This is a genomic window from Cupriavidus pampae, assembly GCF_914271485.1.
Classification (GTDB): domain Bacteria; phylum Pseudomonadota; class Gammaproteobacteria; order Burkholderiales; family Burkholderiaceae; genus Cupriavidus; species Cupriavidus pampae.
Genome location: NZ_CAJZAG010000008.1, coordinates 12,680 through 31,273, shown reverse-complemented (window position 1 = coordinate 31,273; position 18,594 = coordinate 12,680). Strand labels below are relative to the sequence as shown.

The 18,594-nt window shown below is 65.7% G+C and carries 16 protein-coding genes; 4 read left to right on the top strand and 12 right to left on the bottom strand.

The window, feature by feature from the left end; translation table 11 throughout:
• Positions 1–11: 11 nt before the first annotated feature.
• The 8 genes from mraY to coq7 all read right to left on the bottom strand — a co-directional run bounded on the left by mraY (position 12) and on the right by coq7 (position 8,900).
• On the bottom strand, positions 12–1,181 hold the full coding sequence (mraY, locus tag LDO41_RS20150; RefSeq protein WP_223991486.1) for a phospho-N-acetylmuramoyl-pentapeptide-transferase: 1,170 nt from the start codon (positions 1,179–1,181) through the stop codon (positions 12–14).
• 2 nt (positions 1,182–1,183) lie between these two features.
• Complete coding sequence (locus tag LDO41_RS20145; protein ID WP_223991484.1) at positions 1,184–2,629, bottom strand: UDP-N-acetylmuramoyl-tripeptide--D-alanyl-D-alanine ligase; 1,446 nt, start codon at positions 2,627–2,629, stop codon at positions 1,184–1,186.
• Complete coding sequence (locus LDO41_RS20140) at positions 2,626–4,173, bottom strand: UDP-N-acetylmuramoyl-L-alanyl-D-glutamate--2,6-diaminopimelate ligase (RefSeq protein ID WP_223992073.1); 1,548 nt, start codon at positions 4,171–4,173, stop codon at positions 2,626–2,628. Before LDO41_RS20140 ends, LDO41_RS20145 begins: the two co-directional genes overlap by 4 nt.
• Complete coding sequence (locus tag LDO41_RS20135; protein WP_223991482.1) at positions 4,170–6,026, bottom strand: peptidoglycan D,D-transpeptidase FtsI family protein; 1,857 nt, start codon at positions 6,024–6,026, stop codon at positions 4,170–4,172. The genes LDO41_RS20140 and LDO41_RS20135 overlap by 4 nt, the downstream gene beginning before the upstream one ends.
• Positions 6,023–6,340, bottom strand: a complete 318-nt coding sequence (ftsL, locus tag LDO41_RS20130) for a cell division protein FtsL (RefSeq protein WP_223991480.1) — start codon at positions 6,338–6,340, stop codon at positions 6,023–6,025. Before ftsL ends, LDO41_RS20135 begins: the two co-directional genes overlap by 4 nt.
• Positions 6,337–7,329 carry a 16S rRNA (cytosine(1402)-N(4))-methyltransferase RsmH gene (rsmH, locus tag LDO41_RS20125; protein WP_223991478.1) on the bottom strand — a complete coding sequence of 331 codons (993 nt, stop codon included), beginning with the start codon at positions 7,327–7,329 and terminating at the stop codon, positions 6,337–6,339. The genes ftsL and rsmH overlap by 4 nt, the downstream gene beginning before the upstream one ends.
• 7 nt (positions 7,330–7,336) lie before the next feature.
• Positions 7,337–7,765, bottom strand: a complete 429-nt coding sequence (gene mraZ / locus LDO41_RS20120; protein WP_223991476.1) for a division/cell wall cluster transcriptional repressor MraZ — start codon at positions 7,763–7,765, stop codon at positions 7,337–7,339.
• A 511-nt stretch (positions 7,766–8,276) separates the two neighbouring features.
• Complete coding sequence (coq7, locus tag LDO41_RS20115; RefSeq protein ID WP_223991474.1) at positions 8,277–8,900, bottom strand: 2-polyprenyl-3-methyl-6-methoxy-1,4-benzoquinone monooxygenase; 624 nt, start codon at positions 8,898–8,900, stop codon at positions 8,277–8,279.
• A 343-nt stretch (positions 8,901–9,243) separates the two neighbouring features.
• Between coq7 and LDO41_RS20110 the strand changes: the two genes are divergently transcribed.
• The 4 genes from LDO41_RS20110 (at position 9,244) to LDO41_RS20095 (ending at position 12,588) form a co-directional block, all read left to right on the top strand.
• On the top strand, positions 9,244–10,386 hold the full coding sequence (locus tag LDO41_RS20110; protein WP_223991472.1) for a porin: 1,143 nt from the start codon (positions 9,244–9,246) through the stop codon (positions 10,384–10,386).
• 123 nt (positions 10,387–10,509) lie between these two features.
• Positions 10,510–11,529: a tripartite tricarboxylate transporter substrate binding protein gene (locus tag LDO41_RS20105; protein ID WP_223991470.1), complete on the top strand. Its 1,020-nt coding sequence runs from the start codon at positions 10,510–10,512 to the stop codon at positions 11,527–11,529.
• Positions 11,530–11,593: 64 nt separating this feature from the next.
• On the top strand, positions 11,594–12,139 hold the full coding sequence (locus LDO41_RS20100) for a MarR family winged helix-turn-helix transcriptional regulator (RefSeq protein WP_223991469.1): 546 nt from the start codon (positions 11,594–11,596) through the stop codon (positions 12,137–12,139).
• A complete protein-coding gene (locus tag LDO41_RS20095; protein ID WP_223991467.1) occupies positions 12,136–12,588 on the top strand; it encodes a hypothetical protein in 453 nt (150 codons plus the stop codon). Before LDO41_RS20100 ends, LDO41_RS20095 begins: the two co-directional genes overlap by 4 nt.
• A 47-nt stretch (positions 12,589–12,635) precedes the next feature.
• Here the strand turns inward: LDO41_RS20095 and LDO41_RS20090 are convergent, their stop codons facing one another.
• From LDO41_RS20090 to LDO41_RS20075, 4 genes are all read right to left on the bottom strand, one after another.
• On the bottom strand, positions 12,636–14,318 hold the full coding sequence (locus LDO41_RS20090) for a long-chain fatty acid--CoA ligase (RefSeq protein WP_223991465.1): 1,683 nt from the start codon (positions 14,316–14,318) through the stop codon (positions 12,636–12,638).
• A gap of 179 nt (positions 14,319–14,497) precedes the next feature.
• Positions 14,498–15,178 (bottom strand): TetR/AcrR family transcriptional regulator, encoded by a 681-nt coding sequence (locus tag LDO41_RS20085; protein ID WP_223991463.1) that lies wholly within the window; start codon positions 15,176–15,178, stop codon positions 14,498–14,500.
• Positions 15,179–15,244: 66 nt separating this feature from the next.
• Entirely contained in the window at positions 15,245–16,363 is a 1,119-nt protein-coding gene (locus LDO41_RS20080) for an aminopeptidase (RefSeq protein ID WP_223991461.1), read from the bottom strand.
• Complete coding sequence (locus LDO41_RS20075; RefSeq protein ID WP_223991459.1) at positions 16,360–18,468, bottom strand: molybdopterin-containing oxidoreductase family protein; 2,109 nt, start codon at positions 18,466–18,468, stop codon at positions 16,360–16,362. The genes LDO41_RS20080 and LDO41_RS20075 overlap by 4 nt, the downstream gene beginning before the upstream one ends.
• Positions 18,469–18,594 lie beyond the last annotated feature (126 nt).

Sequence of the window (18,594 nt, the reverse complement as noted above, 5' to 3'; positions counted from 1 at the left end):
TGATATAACGATTACCGCAGCTTCAGCGACGAGAGCCCGATAAGCACCAGCAGCATCGTGATGATCCAGAACCGCACCGTCACCTGCGTCTCCTTCCAGCCGCTCAGCTCGAAGTGGTGGTGCAGCGGCGCCATCTTGAACAACCGACGGCCCTCGCCATACCGGCGCTTGGTGAACTTGAACCACGTCACCTGCAGCATCACCGACAGCGTTTCCACCACAAAGATGCCGCCCATCACGAACAACACGATCTCCTGCCGCACGATGATCGCGATCGTGCCCAGCGCGCCGCCGAGCGCCAGCGCGCCTACGTCGCCCATGAAAACCTTGGCCGGGTGCGCGTTGAACCAGAGGAACGCGAGCCCCGCGCCGGCCATCGCCGAGCAGAAGATCAGCAACTCCCCCGCGCCCGGGATATGCGGGAACAGCAGGTACTTGCTGTACACCGAACTGCCCATCACATACGCAAACACGCCCAGACCGCCACCCACCAGCACCACCGGCATGATCACCAGGCCGTCGAGACCGTCGGTCAGGTTGACCGCGTTGCTCGAGCCGACGATCACGAAGTACGACAGCACGATAAAACCGGCCACGCCAAGCGGATAGCTGACCTCCTTGAAGAAGGGCACAATCAGGTTGGTCTTGTACGGCACGTCCGCCAGAAAGCCGCCTTCGATCCAGCTAAGGAACAGCGTCCACACGCGCACGTTGCTGGCCTCCGACACCGAGAACGCGAGGTAGGTCGCGGCCACGAGGCCAATCAGCGTCTGCCAGAAAAACTTTTCGCGGCTCGACATGCCGCGCGGGTCGCGATACACCACCTTGCGGTAATCATCGACCCAGCCCACCGCGCCGTAACCGATGGTGACCAGCAACACCACCCAGATGAAACGATTGCCCCAGTCGCACCACAGCAGCGTGGAGACGCCGATCGAGATCAGCACCAGCACGCCACCCATCGTCGGCGTACCCGACTTGACCAGGTGCGTCTGCGGGCCGATCGTGCGCACGGCCTGGCCGATCTTCAGTTCGGTCAGACGACGAATCACCCACGGGCCGAAACCGAGGCCGATCACCAGCGCGGTGAGGTTGGCCATCACCGCGCGAAACGTCAGGTAGTTGACGACCCGCAGGAAGCTGTAATCGTTTTGCAGCCACTGGGCCAGAGCCAATAACATCGTTAGTCTTTTCGTGATTGAACGGGAGTGGATGCGACCAGCGCATCGACGATCCGTTCCATGCGCATAAAGCGCGATCCCTTCACCAGCACGGCGCCCGCATCGGCCACCGTCCCTCCCTTGTTGTCCTGCGTCGCATTGCCTGACGTCTGCAGCAGCACCTGCGCGAGCGCCTCGGCGCTCTCTACATGCGTGGCGCCCGCACCGAATGCGTTGACCGTATGCACGGCCAGTTCGCCGGTGGCCCACAGGGCATCGACGCCGCGCTCGCGTGCATAGGCACCGATCTCCGTGTGGAACGCGGGGCCCTGATCGCCCACCTCGCCCATATCGCCGAGCACCAGCACGCGCGGCGCGGCAAACCCGGCCAGCACGTCGATCGCGGCGCGCATCGAATCCGGATTGGCGTTATAGGTGTCGTCGATCACCACCACGCCGGCCGGCGTGTGCTTGACCTGCAGGCGGCCCTTGACCGCCGTGAAGCCGCCGAGGCCCGCCTGAATCGCGGCCACCTCGACACCGGCGGCCAGCGCACAGGCCGTGGCCGCGAGCGCATTGCGCACGTTGTGCGTGCCAAGCACCTGCAGGCGGACATCGAATGTCTTGCCGGGTGCGGTCACATGCAGCACCTGCACACCGTCATCGAGCGTGACTGTCGCGCGTACATCCGCACCGGCATCGGTGCCGAACGTCAGCACCGGCCGGCCCGCGGCGCTTTTGCGCCAGATGTCGGCATGCGCGCCACCGCTCTCTGCATCGACCGGGAACACCGCGACACCATCGGCCGGCAGCGCGGCGATCGCGTGCGCATGCTCCTGTGCCACCGCCTCCACGCTGACCATAAACTCCTGGTGCTCGCGCTGGGCGTTGGTAATGACCGCAACGGTCGGCTGCGCGATGCGCGCCAGATAGATCGTCTCGCCCGGATGGTTCATGCCGAGCTCGAGCACGGCCAGCTTGTGGTGCGCGCGCAGGCGCAGCACCGTCAGCGGCAGGCCGATATCGTTGTTCAGGTTGCCGCCGGTGGCGAGGCGATCGGCTTCGCCGACGGCCGCCGCGAAGATCGCGGCGATCATTTCCTTGACGGTGGTCTTGCCGTTGCTGCCGGTCACGGCCACGGTCGGCGGCGTGAACGTGCGACGCCAGCCGGCCGCGAGGTCGCCCAGCGCCACGCGCGTATCGGGCGCGACGATGGCGGGCACGCCCACATCGACATCACGGCTCACCAATACCGCGGCGGCGCCGCGCGCCACCACGTCGGCGAGAAAGTCATGCGCATCGAACCGCTCGCCGCGCAGCGCGACGAACAGGTCGCCGGGCGCCACGGTGCGGCTGTCGGTATGCACGCGCGAGAACGCCTGCGTGGCATCCCCCAGCACGCGTCCGCCGTCGATCCAGGCAGCGGCCTGTTGCAGCGTGGTCATCATGTTGTTCATCTCGGAGGTCATGCGGACACCCCCCGGGTACCGAGCGTCAGGCGCACGTGCTCGCGATCGGAGAACGGACGCTTGCGGCCCTGAATCTCCTGCGTCGCCTCATGGCCCTTGCCTGCCACCAGCACCACGTCGGCTGGTGCCGCATGCTTGATTGCGTAAAGGATCGCGGCCGCGCGGTCCTCGATCTGCCGGGCACGCGCGCGATCTTGCATGCCATCGGCGATGGCGTCGAGGATGGCCTGCGGATCTTCGCTGCGCGGGTTGTCGCTGGTCAGCACCGCCTCGTCGGCCAGGCGTTCCACCACCTCACCCATCAGCGGACGCTTGGTCGCGTCGCGATCGCCACCACAGCCGAACACGCACCACAGCCGACCCTGCCGCGCAGCCGCCACCGGGCGCAGCGCGGCCAGCGTCTTGGCCAGTGCGTCGGGTGTATGCGCGTAGTCGACCACCGCGAGCGGGGCCTCGTGGCCGCCGAACAGCTCCATGCGGCCATCCACGGGCGTGAGCGCGCGCAACGCGCCGAGCGCGGCATCCCATGCCACGCCGTTGGCGAGCGCGGCGCCGAGCACCGCGAGCAGATTGCTCACATTGAACTGGCCGATCAGCGGAGTCAGTACATCGGCGCTGCCGAAGCTGCCATCTATATGGAATGCCGTACCCGTAGCGGTGGCACGTACGCCGGTCGCGCGCAGCCATTCGGCGCGCGCGGCCGACGGGGTGGCGTCGCCGTCGATGCCATATTCGATCACGCGCGGCGCGGATGTTCCCGCCGCGTCGCTGGCGAGCAAGCGCTGGCCCATCGCGTCATCGCGATTGATCACCGCCGTGCCCAGGCCTTCCCAGCGGAACAGCAACTGCTTGGCCGCCTCGTATTCGGCCATCGTGCCGTGATAGTCGAGGTGGTCCTGCGTCAGATTGGTCAGCACCGCCACGTCGAAGCGCGTGCCAGCCACGCGGCCCTGCTCGAGCCCGTGCGACGACACTTCCATCGTCACCGCGCGCGCGCCGGCGTCGTTAAGATCGGCCAGGCTCTGCTGCAGTTGCACCGCATCGGGCGTGGTAAAGCCCGTCATATGCAGCGCGTCCGGAAAGCCCGTGCCCAGCGTGCCGATAGTCGCGCACGGCGTGCCGGCGGCCTGCAGCACGCGCGCCAGCCATTGCGCGCACGACGTCTTGCCATTGGTACCGGTGATGCCGGTCACGGCAAGATTGCGCTCGGCGATGCGATACCAGCCCGCGGCGATCGGGCCCGCCACACGGTGCAGGCCGGTCACGGCCAGATGCGGAGCAGCATCGCCGTCCTTCCACGCGTAACCGTCGGCTTCGTACACCACCGCCGACGCGCCGGCGGCAATCGCGCTGGCGATATGCGGGCGGCCATCGGTCGCCAGCCGCGCATTGCCCAGCACGTACGCGAAGAACACGTCGTTGGGCGCGAGCCGGCGCGTGTCGCCCGTCAGGCGCGCGCCGGCTGGCACCCGCGCATGCAGCCAGGCCAGCGCGTCGCTGGCCTGTTGTCGAATGTCTGCGGGGAGGATCGGATGGTCCGTCATTGCGTCGCGGCCCACGGTTCGCTCTCCTGCACCTTGTCGCTGACCATGAGCTGGCGGATCGGCGAATCGGGCTGGACATTCAGCGCGCGCAGCGTGCCACCCATGATCTGCGAGAACACCGGCCCCGCCGCCGCGCCACCGTAGTGGCTGCCAGAGGTCGGCTCATCGACGCTCACCGCGACGATCACGCGCGGGTTCGACATCGGCGCCAGGCCGATGAACGACGCGCGATACTTGCTGCGGTCATAGCCGCGGCCCACATGCTTGTACGCGGTACCGGTCTTGCCGCCCACGCGGTAGCCCATCACCTGCGCCTCGGGCGCGGTACCACCGGGCGCGGTCACGGTCTCGAGCATGCCACGCACATCGCGCGCCACCTGCGGCGAGAGCACGCGCTCGCCCGTGACCGGGCCATTGGTCTTGAACATCGACACCGGGATGATCTCGCCGTCGTGCGCGAAGATCGTATAGGCGTGCGCGATCTGGAACAGCGACACCGACAGACCGTAGCCGTACGACATCGTGGCCTGCTCGATCGGCCGCCAGCTCTTGAACGGCCGCACGCGCCCCGCCACCGCGCCGGGGAAGCCGAGCTTCGGCGCCTGGCCCAGGCCAACGCTGGTAAACATGTCCCACATTTCCTGCGGCTTGAGCATCATCGCGATCTTGGTCGTGCCGATGTTGCTCGACTTCTGGATCACGCCGCCCACGGTCAGCGCGCCGTAGTTGTGCGTATCGGAGATCGTCGCGCCTTCGAAGTTGTACTTGCCAGTGGTCTGGACCACGGTCGACGGCGTCACACGCTTGAGCTGCAACGCGAGCCCGATCGTAATCGGCTTCATCATCGAGCCCGGCTCGAACGTATCGGTCAGCACGCGGTTGCGCAGCTGCTCGCCGGTCAGCCGCGAGCGATCGTTCGGGTTGTAGGTCGGCCAGTTGGCCAGCGCCAGCACCTCGCCGGTCTGGGCGTCAAGCACCACCGCGCTCACGGCCTTGGCCTTGCTGCGCTCGGCGGCGGCCTTGACCTCGTTGAAGGCCAGGTACTGAATCTTCGCGTCGATCGACAACTGCATGTCGCGGCCATCGCGCGGCGTCTTGAGGATTCCGACGTCCTCGACCACACGGCCCAGACGATCCTTGATGACCTGACGCGCGCCGGGCCGGCCGGCCAGCATCTCCTCGCGCGCCAGCTCCACGCCTTCCTGCCCCTTGTCCTCGACGTTGTTGAAGCCGACGATGTGCGCCATCGCCTCGCCTTCGGGGTAGAAGCGCTTGTACTCGCGCGTCTGATGGATACCGTCGATCTTGAGGGCGGCGATCTTGTCGGCGGCGTCGGGCAACACCTGACGCTTGAGGTAGACGAAGCTCTTGTCCTCGTCGAACTTGCGCTGCAGGTCCTTCTCGGACATCTCGAGCAGCTTCGCGAGCTGGCGCTTGTCCGCAGCCGCGATGTCGTTCGGCACGTCCTCGGGCACGGCCCACACCGCCTTCACCGGCAGGCTCGTCGCCAACACCAGGCCGTTGCGGTCAAGGATCTTGCCGCGCGTGGCGGGCAGCTCCAGCGTGCGCTGGAACCGTTTCTTGCCTTCGGCTTCGTAGAACTGATTGCCAGGTCCCTGAATCCACAGCGCGCGCGCGGCCAGCGCCGCGAACGCCGCGAACATCAGGAACACCACGAATTTGGAACGCCACATCGGCAACCGCAGACCCAGCACCGGACTGGCCGAGAACTGGCCCGTGCGCGGCCGTGGTGACTGCGACGGCTGCTGGGGCGGCTGCGGCTGCTGCCGGGAGGATTGACGGGACTGGCTGGCGCGCGTGCGAGCGCCAAGGCCTGGACGGGCGAGGCTCATTTGCTGTCCTCCGCCGCCGGGGCGCTCGCGGCGGCCCCGAACGCAGGCAACGCCACGCCGGCCAGATACTGGGTCTTGCCCGGCATCACCGTGGCCATCTTCAACTGCGCGCGCGCGGCATCGGCGATACGCGCGCTCTTGCCAAGTGCACTCTGCTGGTACTGCAGGCGCGACCAGTCGATATCGAGCTGCTTCTCCTCCGCCTGCGCGCGCTCGAGTGCGACGAACAGCGTGCGCGCCTGGTGCTGGGCACCGACGAGCGACAGCGCGCAGAACACCAGCGCGGCGAGCAGGAAGAAGGTCAGTCGATTCATGCCGGCATCGCTCCTACCGCCCCATTCGGCAACTTCTCGGCCACGCGCATCACGGCGGAGCGCGCGCGCGGATTCTCGGCCACCTCTTCGGTGCCCGGCTTGAAGCGGCCAAGCAGCTTCAGCGTCGGCTGCGGCAGATCCACCGCACGCAGCGGCGCGCGGCGCAGCGCCGGGTCGGCGTCCATATCCGGACGCGCGTGCGCCTGCATGAACCGCTTGACGATGCGATCCTCGAGCGAATGGAAGCTGATCACCACGAGACGGCCTCCGTCCTGGAGCAGTTCGTACGCTGCCTTCAGCCCTCTTTCGAGGTCCTCAAGCTCTTGATTGATGAAAATCCGTAGAGCTTGAAAGGTGCGGGTCGCAGGGTCCTGACCCTTCTCGCGTGTTTTGACGGTTTTCGCCACGAGCGCGGCAAGGTCGGCAGTAGTGGCGAGAGGTCCCCCATCGCCGGGTTCGCTCCGGCGAGCAACAATCGCCTTTGCAATCTGTACAGCAAACCGTTCTTCCCCATAGTCTCGTATCACCCTGGCAATGTCGTGCTCGTCCGCCTGCGCGAGCCATTCGGCCGCGGTCATGCCGCGCGTGGTGTCCATGCGCATGTCCAGCGGGCCATCGAAACGAAAGGAAAACCCCCTCGCCGCCTCGTCGATCTGGGGCGAGCTGATGCCCAGGTCGAGCAACACACCCGCGAGCGGCGCGCGCTCGGCCAGGCGTTCGCCCATCGTGCGGTAGCTCGCGTGCTCAATGGAGAAGCGGGCATCCTGGATGGTGCCCGCTTCTGCGATTGCTGCCGGATCCTTGTCGAACGCGACGAGTGCTCCAGCTGGTCCCAACCGCGCGAGAATGGCGCGGCTGTGCCCGCCCCGGCCGAAGGTGCCGTCCACATAGACGCCGTCGGGCCGCCAGACGAGCGCCTCGACGGCTTCGTCCAGCAACACGGTGCGATGGCGCAGGGCGGTGGTCCCCGGCGTTCCGGTAGGGCTCATGACCTCTTCAGAAAGAGAATTGCTTCAACGCTTCCGGCATGCCCTGCGCCATCGCCTGTTGTTCCTTGGCGGTGTACGTCGCGGCATCCCAGATTTCGAAATGACTGCCCATGCCGAGCAGCATGACTTCCTTGTCGAGCGTGGCGGCACTGCGCAGCTCCGGTGCAATCAGCACACGGCCGGCGCCGTCCATGTCCACGTCGGCGGCATTGCCCAGAAAGATGCGCTTCCACCAGTGCGCGTCCATCGGCAGTGCCGCAATACGGGTACGGAAGGATTCCCATTCGGGTCGGGGAAACAGCAACAGGCAGCCGTCCGGGTGCTTGGTCAGCGTCACCCGGCCCTCGGCCTGCTGATGCAGCGCCTCGCGATGCCGCGCCGGAATGGACATCCGGCCCTTGGCATCCAGCGAGAGCGCCGAAGCTCCCTGGAACAAATCTCTCCCCCGGTTTCACCGCAGCATCCTGCTATCGCTTGCCGGACGTTGCGGCGCGAACCCGCAAGCTTCCCGGAATGATGGCAGTAATGCACCCCTAAATCACACAAAAACACACTTGCTCACACAATTTCCCACTTTAGAGTAAGCACTTTGGCCGGTCAAGGCTGCGTATCGGCGGAGGAAAGGGGTTTTTGTAATCAGAACAAAGACTTAGCGCGCCAACCTCACGCACCATGACAGTGAAATATCAATGAAATGAAGGTCTTAGGGAGTAAACCGGAGAAAACACCTGAGAACTGCCGGAGGACACCGCGCTGAAATGCGAATTTTCTGCGATTTTGCATCGTTGCGAAGGATACAACGTTTTGCCGCACGCCCCGCTCGCGCAAGGGTTCAGGCGGGTTTTCCACAGGCACCGTAGTCAGCGCGCATTGCACGCACCGCTGGTGCCTGCGATGACGATCGCAGATACCCCTTGGACGCGCGTCGAACGTCCATCAGACGCTCATCAGACTCGGTAAGCGGTGGTGGTCATCACGCGCGATGCACCACGCATGAGCGCGCGGATGGGCGCGGGCAGCGGCACGCCGCCCGCATCGCGCGCGGCATCGCCATGGCGGATCTCGTCGTCGCGCATCTGCGCGAGGATCGCGCGCGAACGGCCATCGGCCGGCGGCAGCTTGTCGAGGTGGCTGGTCAGATGATGTTCGACCTGACGCTCGGTCTCGGCGACGAAGCCGAGGCTCACGCGGTCGCCCGCGCGCCCGGCCAGCCAGCCGATGGCAAACGCGCCCGCGTACCACACCGGGTTGAGCAGGCTCGGACGCGAGCCGAGCTCGCGCAGCCGATCCGCGCACCACGCCAGATGGTCTTCTTCCTCGCGCGCGGCTTCGTCCATCTGCGCGCGCACCGGCGCGCTATGCGCCGTCAGCTTCTGGGCCTGGTACAGGGCCTGCGCGCAGACCTCTCCCACATGGTTGATTCGCATGAGCCCGGCCACGTGACCGCGCTCGGCCTCCGACAGCGGTTCGGTATCGGGCGCAAGCCGGTTCGCGGGATTTTCACGACCGGCGCGCGTCACGCCCACGATCGCACGCAATGCCACATCGAATTCTCGAATCAGGGAGTCCATGTATGTCAACGCCAGAGCTGTCAAAAAAATAGGCAATGAGGAGTTTCCAGCAGGCATCGTAACCCTACGAAAAAGAGGCCACAGCCGGTCCGGGAATTCCCGCATTGTACTCTGCCCCTCCATGTACGCGCCCTGCCAAGCCGCGCCAGCGCTAGCTCCGGTCCTCAGAAACCCTTAGTTGTGAAAAGCAGACAAGACGTTTACCTCAGGGTCAAATGCATGATTCCGTGCGCTAGAGTGTTTCCCGACTTCGGAAAGAAGTTGAGCGCGAAAGGATGAGAGAGAGAGGCAGTGAGGAGATTCTTCCGCGCTCCAAATAATTCTTATATGGAGATAACCGAGCATGAAGAAATCGCTTCTCGCGCTTGCGGCTTTGAGTACGTTCTCCGGCGTGGCGGCCGCTCAAACGAGCGTGATCCTCTACGGCGTGGTCGATGTGCCGATCGAATACAACAATCACCTCGCACCCGGCTTCAACCAACCCGGCGGCGGCAGCCGCGTGGGGCTGCAGACTGGCGGCGGCCTGTCCGGCTCGCGCTGGGGTCTGCGCGGTACCGAAGACCTTGGCGGCGGCCTCAAGGCGCTGTTCGTGCTCGAGTCGGGCTTTGGCCTCGATGACGGCAAATCGCAGCAGGGCGGACGTCTGTTCGGCCGGCAGGCCTACGTCGGCCTGCAGAGCGACTCGGTGGGTCGCCTGACGTTCGGCCGTCAGTACACGACGATGTTCGACATGTTCGCGAACTTCTCGCCGACCGGTTACGCCACGATCTACGAGCCGGTGGTCGCGCAGCTCGGTACCAACTTCCGCTCCGACAACACCGTCAAATACACCGCCGTGTTCGGTCCGCTCACCGCGGAAGCCCACTGGAGTTTCGGCACGGGCGTCGCGGCCATCGGCCTGAACCCGCTCGCCAACGGCGGCGCGGGCGAGCAACCGGGCAACTTCGACAACAACGCGGGCGGCGGAGCCGGCCTGTTGTATCTGTCGGGTCCGTTCGGCCTGACGGTTGCCTACGATGAATGGCGCCCCACCGCGACCATCAACGACCCGGGCCGCTCGCGCAAGATTGGTGCCGCGGGCAGCTATTCATACGGGCCCGCCAAGCTGATGGCCGGTTACCGCTGGGGCCGCATCACCGCGCCCGATGGCAGCGAGCTGCAACGCGACAACTACTACTGGGTGGGCCTGAACTACCAGGTCACCGCGCCGCTTGGTCTCACGCTGGCCTATTTCTATCAGGACCTCAAGCAACTGCGCCCGACGATCGCCTCGCCGTCGAACAACCCGGCCAATCCGTGGCAAATCAGCTTCGTCGCGGACTACAACTTCTCGAAGCGCACCGACGTGTACCTGACCACGGGTTTCTCCAAGAACTCGGGCCTGAACTTCGACACCTCGGCGGTCAGCTTCGCGAACGGGTACTTCCCGCAAACGGGCAAGAACACCATGATTGGCGTGGCCGTCGGTATCCGCCACAAGTTCTGACCCAAGGGTCGAGGGAAATTCCGCGGCTGACAGTGGGATTTCCCTCATCCACGATGTGCGCGACATGCAACTAGAATGGCGGCGAGACCGGACCCATCCCGGCCCCATTCTGGAGACATCGCCATGCAACAACCTCGCCGCCGCGCCCTCGCGCAGCTGCTGTCCGCCGCCCTGCTGCCGCTGGTCGGTACGTTCGTCGGTCCGATCACTGCCGCGCACGCCGCCGACCCCTACCCGAACAAGCCCATCCGCCTGATCGTGCCTTTCGCCGCCGGCGGCACCACCGATATCCTTGCGCGCGCGGTGTCCGCGGAACTGTCCAAGCTGGCGGGCTGGACCGTCGTGGTCGACAATCGCCCCGGCGCTGGCGGCAATATCGGCTCGGATATGGTCGCCAAATCCGCGCCCGATGGCTACACGCTGCTGATGGGCACCGTTGGCACCCATGGCATCAACCAGTCGCTGTACGGCAAGCTGCCGTTCGATCCGATCAAGGACTTCGCGCCGATCACGCTCGTGGCGTCGGTGCCGAACGTGCTGGTGGTCAATCCGGCCTTCGCGCAGCAGAACCACATCAACAGCGTCAACGACCTCATCGCCTATGCGCGCGCCAATCCGGGCAAGCTGAATATGGCCTCGAGCGGCAATGGCACCTCGATCCATCTGGCCGGCGAACTGTTCAAGACGCAGACCAAGACCTTTATGGTCCATTTCCCGTACCGTGGCAGCGGCCCGGCGCTGGCGGACCTGGCGGGCGGGACCATGCAGGTGATGTTCGACAACCTGCCGTCGTCAATGGCCCTGATCAAGGCCGGCAAGCTCAAGGCACTCGCCGTGACGAGCGCCAAGCAGTCGCCGGCGCTGCCCGACCTGCCCACCATCGCGCAGGCTGCCAAGCTGCCCGGCTTCGAGGCCAGTTCGTGGTTCGGCCTGCTGGCCCCGGCCGGCACCCCGCCCGAGATCATCCAGAAGATCCAGCAGGAAGTGGCCAAGAGCCTGGCCACGCCGGCGGTACGCGAACGCATGCTCGCGCAGGGCGCGGACCCCAGCGGCAACACGCCCGAGCAATTCGCGGCGCTGATCAAGTCCGAGCACGTCAAATGGGCCAAGGTGGTCAAGGACTCGGGCGCCAAGGTGGACTGACGGGCATGGGCGCGGTGCGCATGGGCATATACTTCAGGCATCAACCAATGCCCGCCGCGCCGCCATGCCCACCGCCAGGCCTACTGCCAACGGACCCGCCAGCAACGGCATTGCCGACGACACGTCCGGCGATGCCGGTCTGCCACCGTTAGATCTCGAGACCCGTGCCGGCGACAGCGGCCACGAGTCGCTGCGCCTGTGGCTGCGTCTGCTCACCTGCACCACGCTCGTCGAGACCGATATCCGCTCGCGCCTGCGGCAGGACTTCGCGGTTACGCTGCCGCGCTTCGATCTGATGTCCCAGCTCGACCGCCATCCGGAAGGCCTCAAGATGGGCGAGCTGTCGCGCCGCATGATGGTCACCGGCGGCAATGTCACCGGCATCACCGATCAACTGCAGGAGGAAGGCCTCGTGACGCGCGAGGCCTTGCCCAACGATCGCCGCGCCTACCTGATACGGCTGACGCCGGCAGGCCGCGAGGCATTCTCGCGCATGGCACGCGCGCACGAAGCGTGGGTCGAACGATTATTTGCCGGCCTCGCCCCCGCCGATCGCGACGCACTGTTCCGCCTGCTCGGCCTACTGAAGTCCAGCCTGACCACATCATGACCCTCGCTCGCGCCCTTCCTCCGCTGCTTGCCATCGCTGCCCTGCTGAGCGCCTGCGCGAGCCAGCCGCAACCGCCCCAGGTCACGCCCATCAACGCCACCGTGAAGCTCGGGCGCGTGACCGAGAAGACCTACCTGTCGCGTGTGGAAGTGGAGCAGGCCGGCAGCTACTATGGTGGCACCGGCGTCGGGGTGGGCGCCGCAGGCTTTGGCGGCAGTGGCGGAGGCGGCGGCGGCGTCGGACTCTCGTTCGATCTGACGCGGCTGTTCAACCGCCCGCCTCCGCCGCAGCAGATCGACCTGTTCCAGTACAAGGTGCAGGCGCAGGACGGCACCCTCGCGGCCGTCAATGCGCCCGCGGCGCCGGGACTCGAGGTTGGCACCTGCGTGCGATTGACCTATGCGGATGGCGCGACGCAGCCGCAGATGGGCCCGTCGAACGAATGCTGAGAGGCTTCCCGGCCCGCGCCGGGAAGCCTGATCCCTAAGCCTGAGCTTCAGGCCGCCTGACGGCTGTCGCGCAGTTCGCGCCGCAGGATCTTGCCGACGTTGGTCTTCGGCAATTCGGTGCGGAATTCGACATACTTGGGACGCTTGTAGCCGGTCAGGCGCTCCCGGCAGAACGCGACCACGGTCTCTTCGGTCAGCGCGGGATCCTTGCGCACGATAAACAGCTTCACCACCTCGCCCGAGTGCACATCGGGCACGCCCACCGCGGCCACTTCGAGAACGCCCGGACATTCGGCGACCACGCCTTCCACCTCGTTCGGATACACGTTGAAGCCAGACACCAGAATCATGTCCTTCTTGCGATCGACGATCTTGGTGTAGCCGCGTTCGTCCATCACGCCGATATCGCCGGTCTTGAAGAAGCCGTCGGGGGTCATGACCTTCGCGGTCTCGTCAGGACGATTCCAGTAGCCGGCCATCACCTGCGGGCCGCGCAGGCAGATCTCACCGGGCTGGCCGAGCGGGACGTCGTTGCCATCATCGTCGCGGATCGCGAGTTCGGTCGAAGGCAGCGGCAGCCCGATCGTGCCCGAGAACGCATCGGTATCGGTGGGATTGCATGTGGCCGACGGCGACGTCTCCGACAGCCCATAACCCTCGATGATCGGGCAGCCGGTGCGCGACAGCCATTTCTTCGCCACCGCCTCCTGCACCGCCATGCCGCCACCGTTCGCCACGCGCAAACCCGAGAAGTCGACCTTGTCGAAGTCGGGATGATTGAGCAGCGCGTTGTACAGCGTGTTCACGGCCGGGAACATATTGAAGCGGTACTTCTGCAGTTCCTTGATAAAGCCCGGGATGTCGCGTGGATTGGGGATCAGCACCGACACGCCACCATTGCGCATGCCCAGCAGGCAGCAGACCGTCAGCGCGAAGATGTGATACAGCGGCAGCGCCGTGATCGTGATCACCTGATCGATCGGCGCGCCCTTGTCGAGCGCGGGCTGCATCCATGCCTCGGACTGCAGCACGTTGGCCACCACGTTCCGGTGCAGCAGCACGGCGCCCTTGGACACGCCCGTGGTGCCGCCCGTGTATTGCAGGAACGCAATGTCGTCGGGACCGGTCGTGGTCGGCGCCAGCGTCAGGCTGCGCGACTCGCGGATGACGTCGTTGAAGCGCACGCAGTTCGGCAGTTGCCACTCGGGCACCATCTTCTTGACGTTGCGCACCACGAAATTGACGATCGCGCCCTTTACCGTGCCGAGCATGTCACCCATGCTCGCCACCACCACGTGGCGCACCGGCGTGTTCGGCAGCACCGCCTGCAGTGTCGCCGCAAAATTCTCGAGGATGACGATCGCCTCGGCGCCGCTGTCCTTGAGCTGATGCTCGAGTTCACGCGGCGTGTAGAGCGGATTGACGTTCACCACCACGTAGCCCGCGCGCAGCACGCCGGCCAGCGCCACCGGATACTGCAGCACGTTCGGCATCATGATGGCCACGCGCGCGCCCGGCTTCAGGCCGCGCGCCTGCAGCCACGCGCCGAACTGCTGCGAGAGCCTGTCGAGTTCGCCATACGTGATGGCCGCGTCCATGCAGATGAACGCGCGCTTGTCAGCGTGGGTACGGAACGATTCCTCGAGCAACTGGGCCAGCGAACGATACGGACTGGCATCGATCTCCGCGGGGACGCCTGCCGGATATTGTTTCAGCCACAGTTTTTCCATACGCCGGTCTCCTGAATTTCTGAATGATCGTTCACTTTTTTGGGGAATCCTAAACGTGCGCCCTTTCTAAGACAACACGTTAGACGAAGTCCTCGACACCATAATTCGCTTGAATCGTGAATTATGCGACACCCGAAAGGGCGGGACGAGGGATTACCCCTAGCGGCGACTCAGCTCTCTTATGCCGGCGCAGCGGCCGACGGCAGCACCAGCTTCATCATGTTCGCGGCCAGTTCCCGCGCCAGCAGCTCACCATCCATGCGGCCAGGCTTGTGCCACGTGTACATGAAACCGATCACGCTGCCGATGGCATGCGCGGTTACGCGCGCGTCGCCGAACGACAGCACGCCGGCCGCGCGGCCCTCCTCCAGCTGCGCGTACAGGTCGCTGTAGAAATCGCGCGCCATCTGCTCGAGCCACGCCACCGTGTCCGGCTTCAGATACTGGTTGTCGCGAAAGCTCAGCGTGGCGGCGATATGGCAGCTCACGCAGCGACGTGCGAGTTCCAGCAGACAGGCCTGCAAGCGCTCGCGCACGGGCAGCGACGCGTCGGCGGTCTCGCGGATCACGGGCAGGCAGGTCTCGGCCGACTCCCGGCACAGGATGTCGAAAATCTCGTACTTGTCGGTGAAGTAATAGTAGACGGCAGGCTTGGTCACACCCAGCGCACGACACAGGTCGTTCATCGTCATGCCGGGGTAGCCCTTCGTGTAGAACAGCTGCGCGGCGGCATCGAGGATCTGGCGGCGCCGGGCCTCCTGCCGCTCGGCGACGTGCGCGCGCGCGGGGCCGTCTTCTGTGAGCGTCACGGCCTCGGCGGCGCGCGGTCCGGTGTGAGTCTTCTTTGGGGCGTGCGACATGGTGCGCAATTCTCGCATGGGCGCGAACCGCCTAGGCCATTTCCGAGCCGGGCGATGCAGGATGGCTCAATGTCCCGCGCGATCCGCCTTCAGCGGTTCCACATGGGTAGCGGGCGGCGCGAGCTTGCGCAGCGCCGCATCGCGTTGATCCGCGGGCAGATCACCAATCCGCCCGGCCGCCGCGTAGAAGCACTTCCAGTCGCCATGGCACTGCGCCAGCAACACGGTGAAGGCCGGCACCCATTGCTGATAGGTAGCCACGGCGGCAAGCTGCGCGTTGGTCAGCGGCATGTCGAACCAGCGGTCGTAGCCGCTATAGCCGCCCCACGAAGTCTTGAGCGTCTCGTACTCCGCGCGCAGATCGGCAAAGATCTTCGCCTTGCCGCGTCGTTTGGCAGCCTCGTCGTCATTCGAGCGATACAGCGCCACCAGCTGGTCGCGCGTCCGCAATAGCATCGAGCGAAACTGCACCTTGCGTTCGTCATAGCTGCGATAGCTCGCGCGCGCGTCGGCCGAGGCGTCCTCGGCGAGCCAGCGTTCCACCCCGGCCATCTCGACTGCGGTGGCAAACGACTCGTTGAACGCGGTGTCGTTGCGCACGTACACGACCTGATGCGCAAGTTCGTGGAAGATCATCCGCGCGAGTTCGCCCTCGGGCAGATAGACGAACGTGTTCAGCAGCGGATCGTCGAAATAGCCGAGCGTGGAATACGCGGGAATGCCGGCCACATAGGCGTCGTAACCTTCCTTGCGCAGGCCCGCCGCGTAACGCTCGGCTTCCTCCTGCGCGTAGTAGCCGCGATAGGTAATGCAGCCGACGATCGGGAAGCACCACTTGTGCAGATCCATCGACAGTTCGGGCGTGGCAAATACGCTCCACACCACGTACGGCCGATGCAGGTTCGCGTAGCGGCGGTAGCTGCCGTTGTCGGGCAACTGCAATTCGCGTGAGGCAAAGTCGCGGATGCGACCGGCCAGTGCCAGACGCTGCGCGAGCCGCGCGTCGTTGGCATCCTTCGCATTGGCGATGGCATCGTCGAGCGGCCGCGCCTGCGCCATCACGCCAAGATGGCCGCCGATCGACTGGTAGTAATAGCCCAGCGTGTCGCAGCCGGCCAGGAGCACGACGGCGGCCAGTGCGAAGCACGCACTCACCACACGTTGGGCGCCCGGCCGCCCGTTCATGAAGCGACGCCCTCGGTCTCTGCCGCCGCTTCCACCTCCACGAGGCAGTCGTAGAAGACCGGCGCGCGGCCGAGGTCGGTCAGCCGCTGGCTGGTCAATTCGTTGGCATTCTTTCCGTCCGGCGCAAGCTTCTTCCACCAGATCGACAGGCCCACCACCAGGCCCTGCCGCGCGCGCTCGGTCACGCGCGCGCGGGCGCGCAGCGTGCCGCGATCGTTGAACGCGCGCACGACGGTGCCATCCACAATGCCACGCGCGGCCGCATCGTCCGGGTGGATGTCCAGATGTGGCTCACCCTCGGTGGCACGCAGGCTGTCGACATTCACGAACGAGCTGTTGAGGAAGTTGCGCGCGGGCGGCGAGATCATCGCGAGCGGATAACGCGCAGCCAGCTCCGGCGCGGTATTCGGCGATTCGTAGGGCGGCACGTAGGCAGGCAGCGGATCAAAGCCATCGCGCCGCATCGCCTCCGAGTAGAACTCGCACTTGCCCGATGCCGACGGGAAATTGCCGTCGGCAAACGGCGCCGCCGGCACATTGAGCTTGCGCCAGCCTTCGGCCTTCAGCGTGTCCCAGTCGATGCCCCGCGCGCGCACGTCGCTGCGATCGATCGCCTGCGCGGCGATGGTCTCGTCGTCGTCCTGGAAGCACGGCTCGGTAAAGCCCATGCGCGCGGCCAGCCGGCGGAAGATCTCGGTGTTCGCCAGCGATTCGCCGAGCGGCGCGATGGCCTGGTTGTTGGCCAGAAAGTACGTGTGGCCGTAGGCCTTGTGCACGTCCAGGTGTTCGAGTTGCGTCGTGGCCGGCAGCACGATATCGGCATAGTCGGCGGTGTCGGTGCGAAAGTGTTCCAGCACCACCGTGAACAGGTCTTCGCGCGCGAAGCCGGCCGCCACCTTTGCCGACTCCGGCGCCACGGCTACCGGATTGCTGTTGTAGACCACCACCGCCTCGATCTTTGGTCCGTTACCACCCTGACCGTCATCGAGCAGCGCGTCGCCGATCGTGCTCATGTTCACGGTGCGCGGCACGCGCGGCCAGTCCGGCAGCAGGTCGGGCCGCTGCAGCGCCATGTTGTCGATCGGGAAGAAGCCCGACGTCGATAGCTGCATGCCGCCGGCCGCATGGCGCCACGCGCCGACCAGCGCCGGCAGGCATGCCACCGCGCGCACAGCCTGCCCGCCACCGTGGGCGCGCTGCATGCCGTAGTTCAGGCGAATCGCCACCGGCTGGCGCTCCGTCACCGCGGTGCGGCCATAGAGTCCGGCCAGCCATTCGATATCGTCCACGGATACGCCGCAGATTGCCGCCGCGTGCGCGGGCGAGAACTCGGCCGCGCGATCGCGCAAGGCCTCGAAGCCCACCGTATGCCGCGCGATGTAGTCATGGTCCAGCAGATCGTCGCGAATCAGCACGTGCATGATCGCCAGCGCCAGCGCACCGTCGGTGCCCGGCATCGGCGCGATATGGCGATGGCACTTCTCGGCCGTCAGCGATCGGTATGGATCGATCGCCACGAGCGTCGCGCCACGCCGCTTGGCTTCCTGCACGCGCGTCCAGAAATGCAGGTTCGACGCAATCGGATTGCCGCCCCAGATGATCACGAGCTTCGCATCGGCCACGTACTCGATGTCCATGCCGACGGTCGCGCCAAACGTATAGCGCAGCGCGGTGGCACCGGCATTCGCGCAGATCGTCCGATCCAGCAGCGAGGCGCCGAGCTTGTGGAAGAAACGCGCCGCCATGCTCTCACCTTGCACCAGGCCCATCGTGCCGGCGTAGCTGTAGGGGACGATCGCCTGCGGATCGCGCGCCGCGATCGCGGACAACCGCTCCGCCACTTCGGCTAGCGCCTGATCCCAACTTATGGGCTCGAAGCGCCCTTCTCCCTTCTTGCCGACGCGTCGCAGCGGCGTCAGCAGCCGGTCCCGGTGATAGGTCCGCTCGGTGTAGCGCGACACCTTCGTGCACAGCACGCCACGTGTGGCCGGATGATCGGGGTCACCCACCACCTTGATCGCGCGGCCGTCCTGGACGGTGACGTGCAGCGCACAGGTATCGGGACAATCGTGGGGACATGCGGCGCGGACGATGCTGGTGGCCATGGGGATGGGAATGCGAAATCAGGGGCGAATCGAGGGGCGAAAGGTTCGGCAAACCGCCCGCGCACCCGAAACGGAGGGGCGGCGGAATTTTGTTAAGGATTGTATTCGAATCCAGCCTCTGGTCGG

What these genes read in the sequence shown, in the direction of transcription:
- mraY (WP_223991486.1), bottom strand. Translation starts at nt 1,181, where the DNA reads ATGTTATTGGCTCTGGCCCAGTGGCTGCAAAACGATTACAGCTTCCTG.
- LDO41_RS20145 (WP_223991484.1), bottom strand. Translation starts at nt 2,629, where the DNA reads ATGACCTCCGAGATGAACAACATGATGACCACGCTGCAACAGGCCGCT.
- LDO41_RS20140 (WP_223992073.1), bottom strand. Translation starts at nt 4,173, where the DNA reads ATGACGGACCATCCGATCCTCCCCGCAGACATTCGACAACAGGCCAGC.
- LDO41_RS20135 (WP_223991482.1), bottom strand. Translation starts at nt 6,026, where the DNA reads ATGAGCCTCGCCCGTCCAGGCCTTGGCGCTCGCACGCGCGCCAGCCAG.
- ftsL (WP_223991480.1), bottom strand. Translation starts at nt 6,340, where the DNA reads ATGAATCGACTGACCTTCTTCCTGCTCGCCGCGCTGGTGTTCTGCGCG.
- rsmH (WP_223991478.1), bottom strand. Translation starts at nt 7,329, where the DNA reads ATGAGCCCTACCGGAACGCCGGGGACCACCGCCCTGCGCCATCGCACC.
- coq7 (WP_223991474.1), bottom strand. Translation starts at nt 8,900, where the DNA reads ATGGACTCCCTGATTCGAGAATTCGATGTGGCATTGCGTGCGATCGTG.
- LDO41_RS20110 (WP_223991472.1), top strand. Translation starts at nt 9,244, where the DNA reads ATGAAGAAATCGCTTCTCGCGCTTGCGGCTTTGAGTACGTTCTCCGGC.
- LDO41_RS20105 (WP_223991470.1), top strand. Translation starts at nt 10,510, where the DNA reads ATGCAACAACCTCGCCGCCGCGCCCTCGCGCAGCTGCTGTCCGCCGCC.
- LDO41_RS20100 (WP_223991469.1), top strand. Translation starts at nt 11,594, where the DNA reads ATGCCCACCGCCAGGCCTACTGCCAACGGACCCGCCAGCAACGGCATT.
- LDO41_RS20095 (WP_223991467.1), top strand. Translation starts at nt 12,136, where the DNA reads ATGACCCTCGCTCGCGCCCTTCCTCCGCTGCTTGCCATCGCTGCCCTG.
- LDO41_RS20090 (WP_223991465.1), bottom strand. Translation starts at nt 14,318, where the DNA reads ATGGAAAAACTGTGGCTGAAACAATATCCGGCAGGCGTCCCCGCGGAG.
- LDO41_RS20085 (WP_223991463.1), bottom strand. Translation starts at nt 15,178, where the DNA reads ATGTCGCACGCCCCAAAGAAGACTCACACCGGACCGCGCGCCGCCGAG.
- LDO41_RS20080 (WP_223991461.1), bottom strand. Translation starts at nt 16,363, where the DNA reads ATGAACGGGCGGCCGGGCGCCCAACGTGTGGTGAGTGCGTGCTTCGCA.
- LDO41_RS20075 (WP_223991459.1), bottom strand. Translation starts at nt 18,468, where the DNA reads ATGGCCACCAGCATCGTCCGCGCCGCATGTCCCCACGATTGTCCCGAT.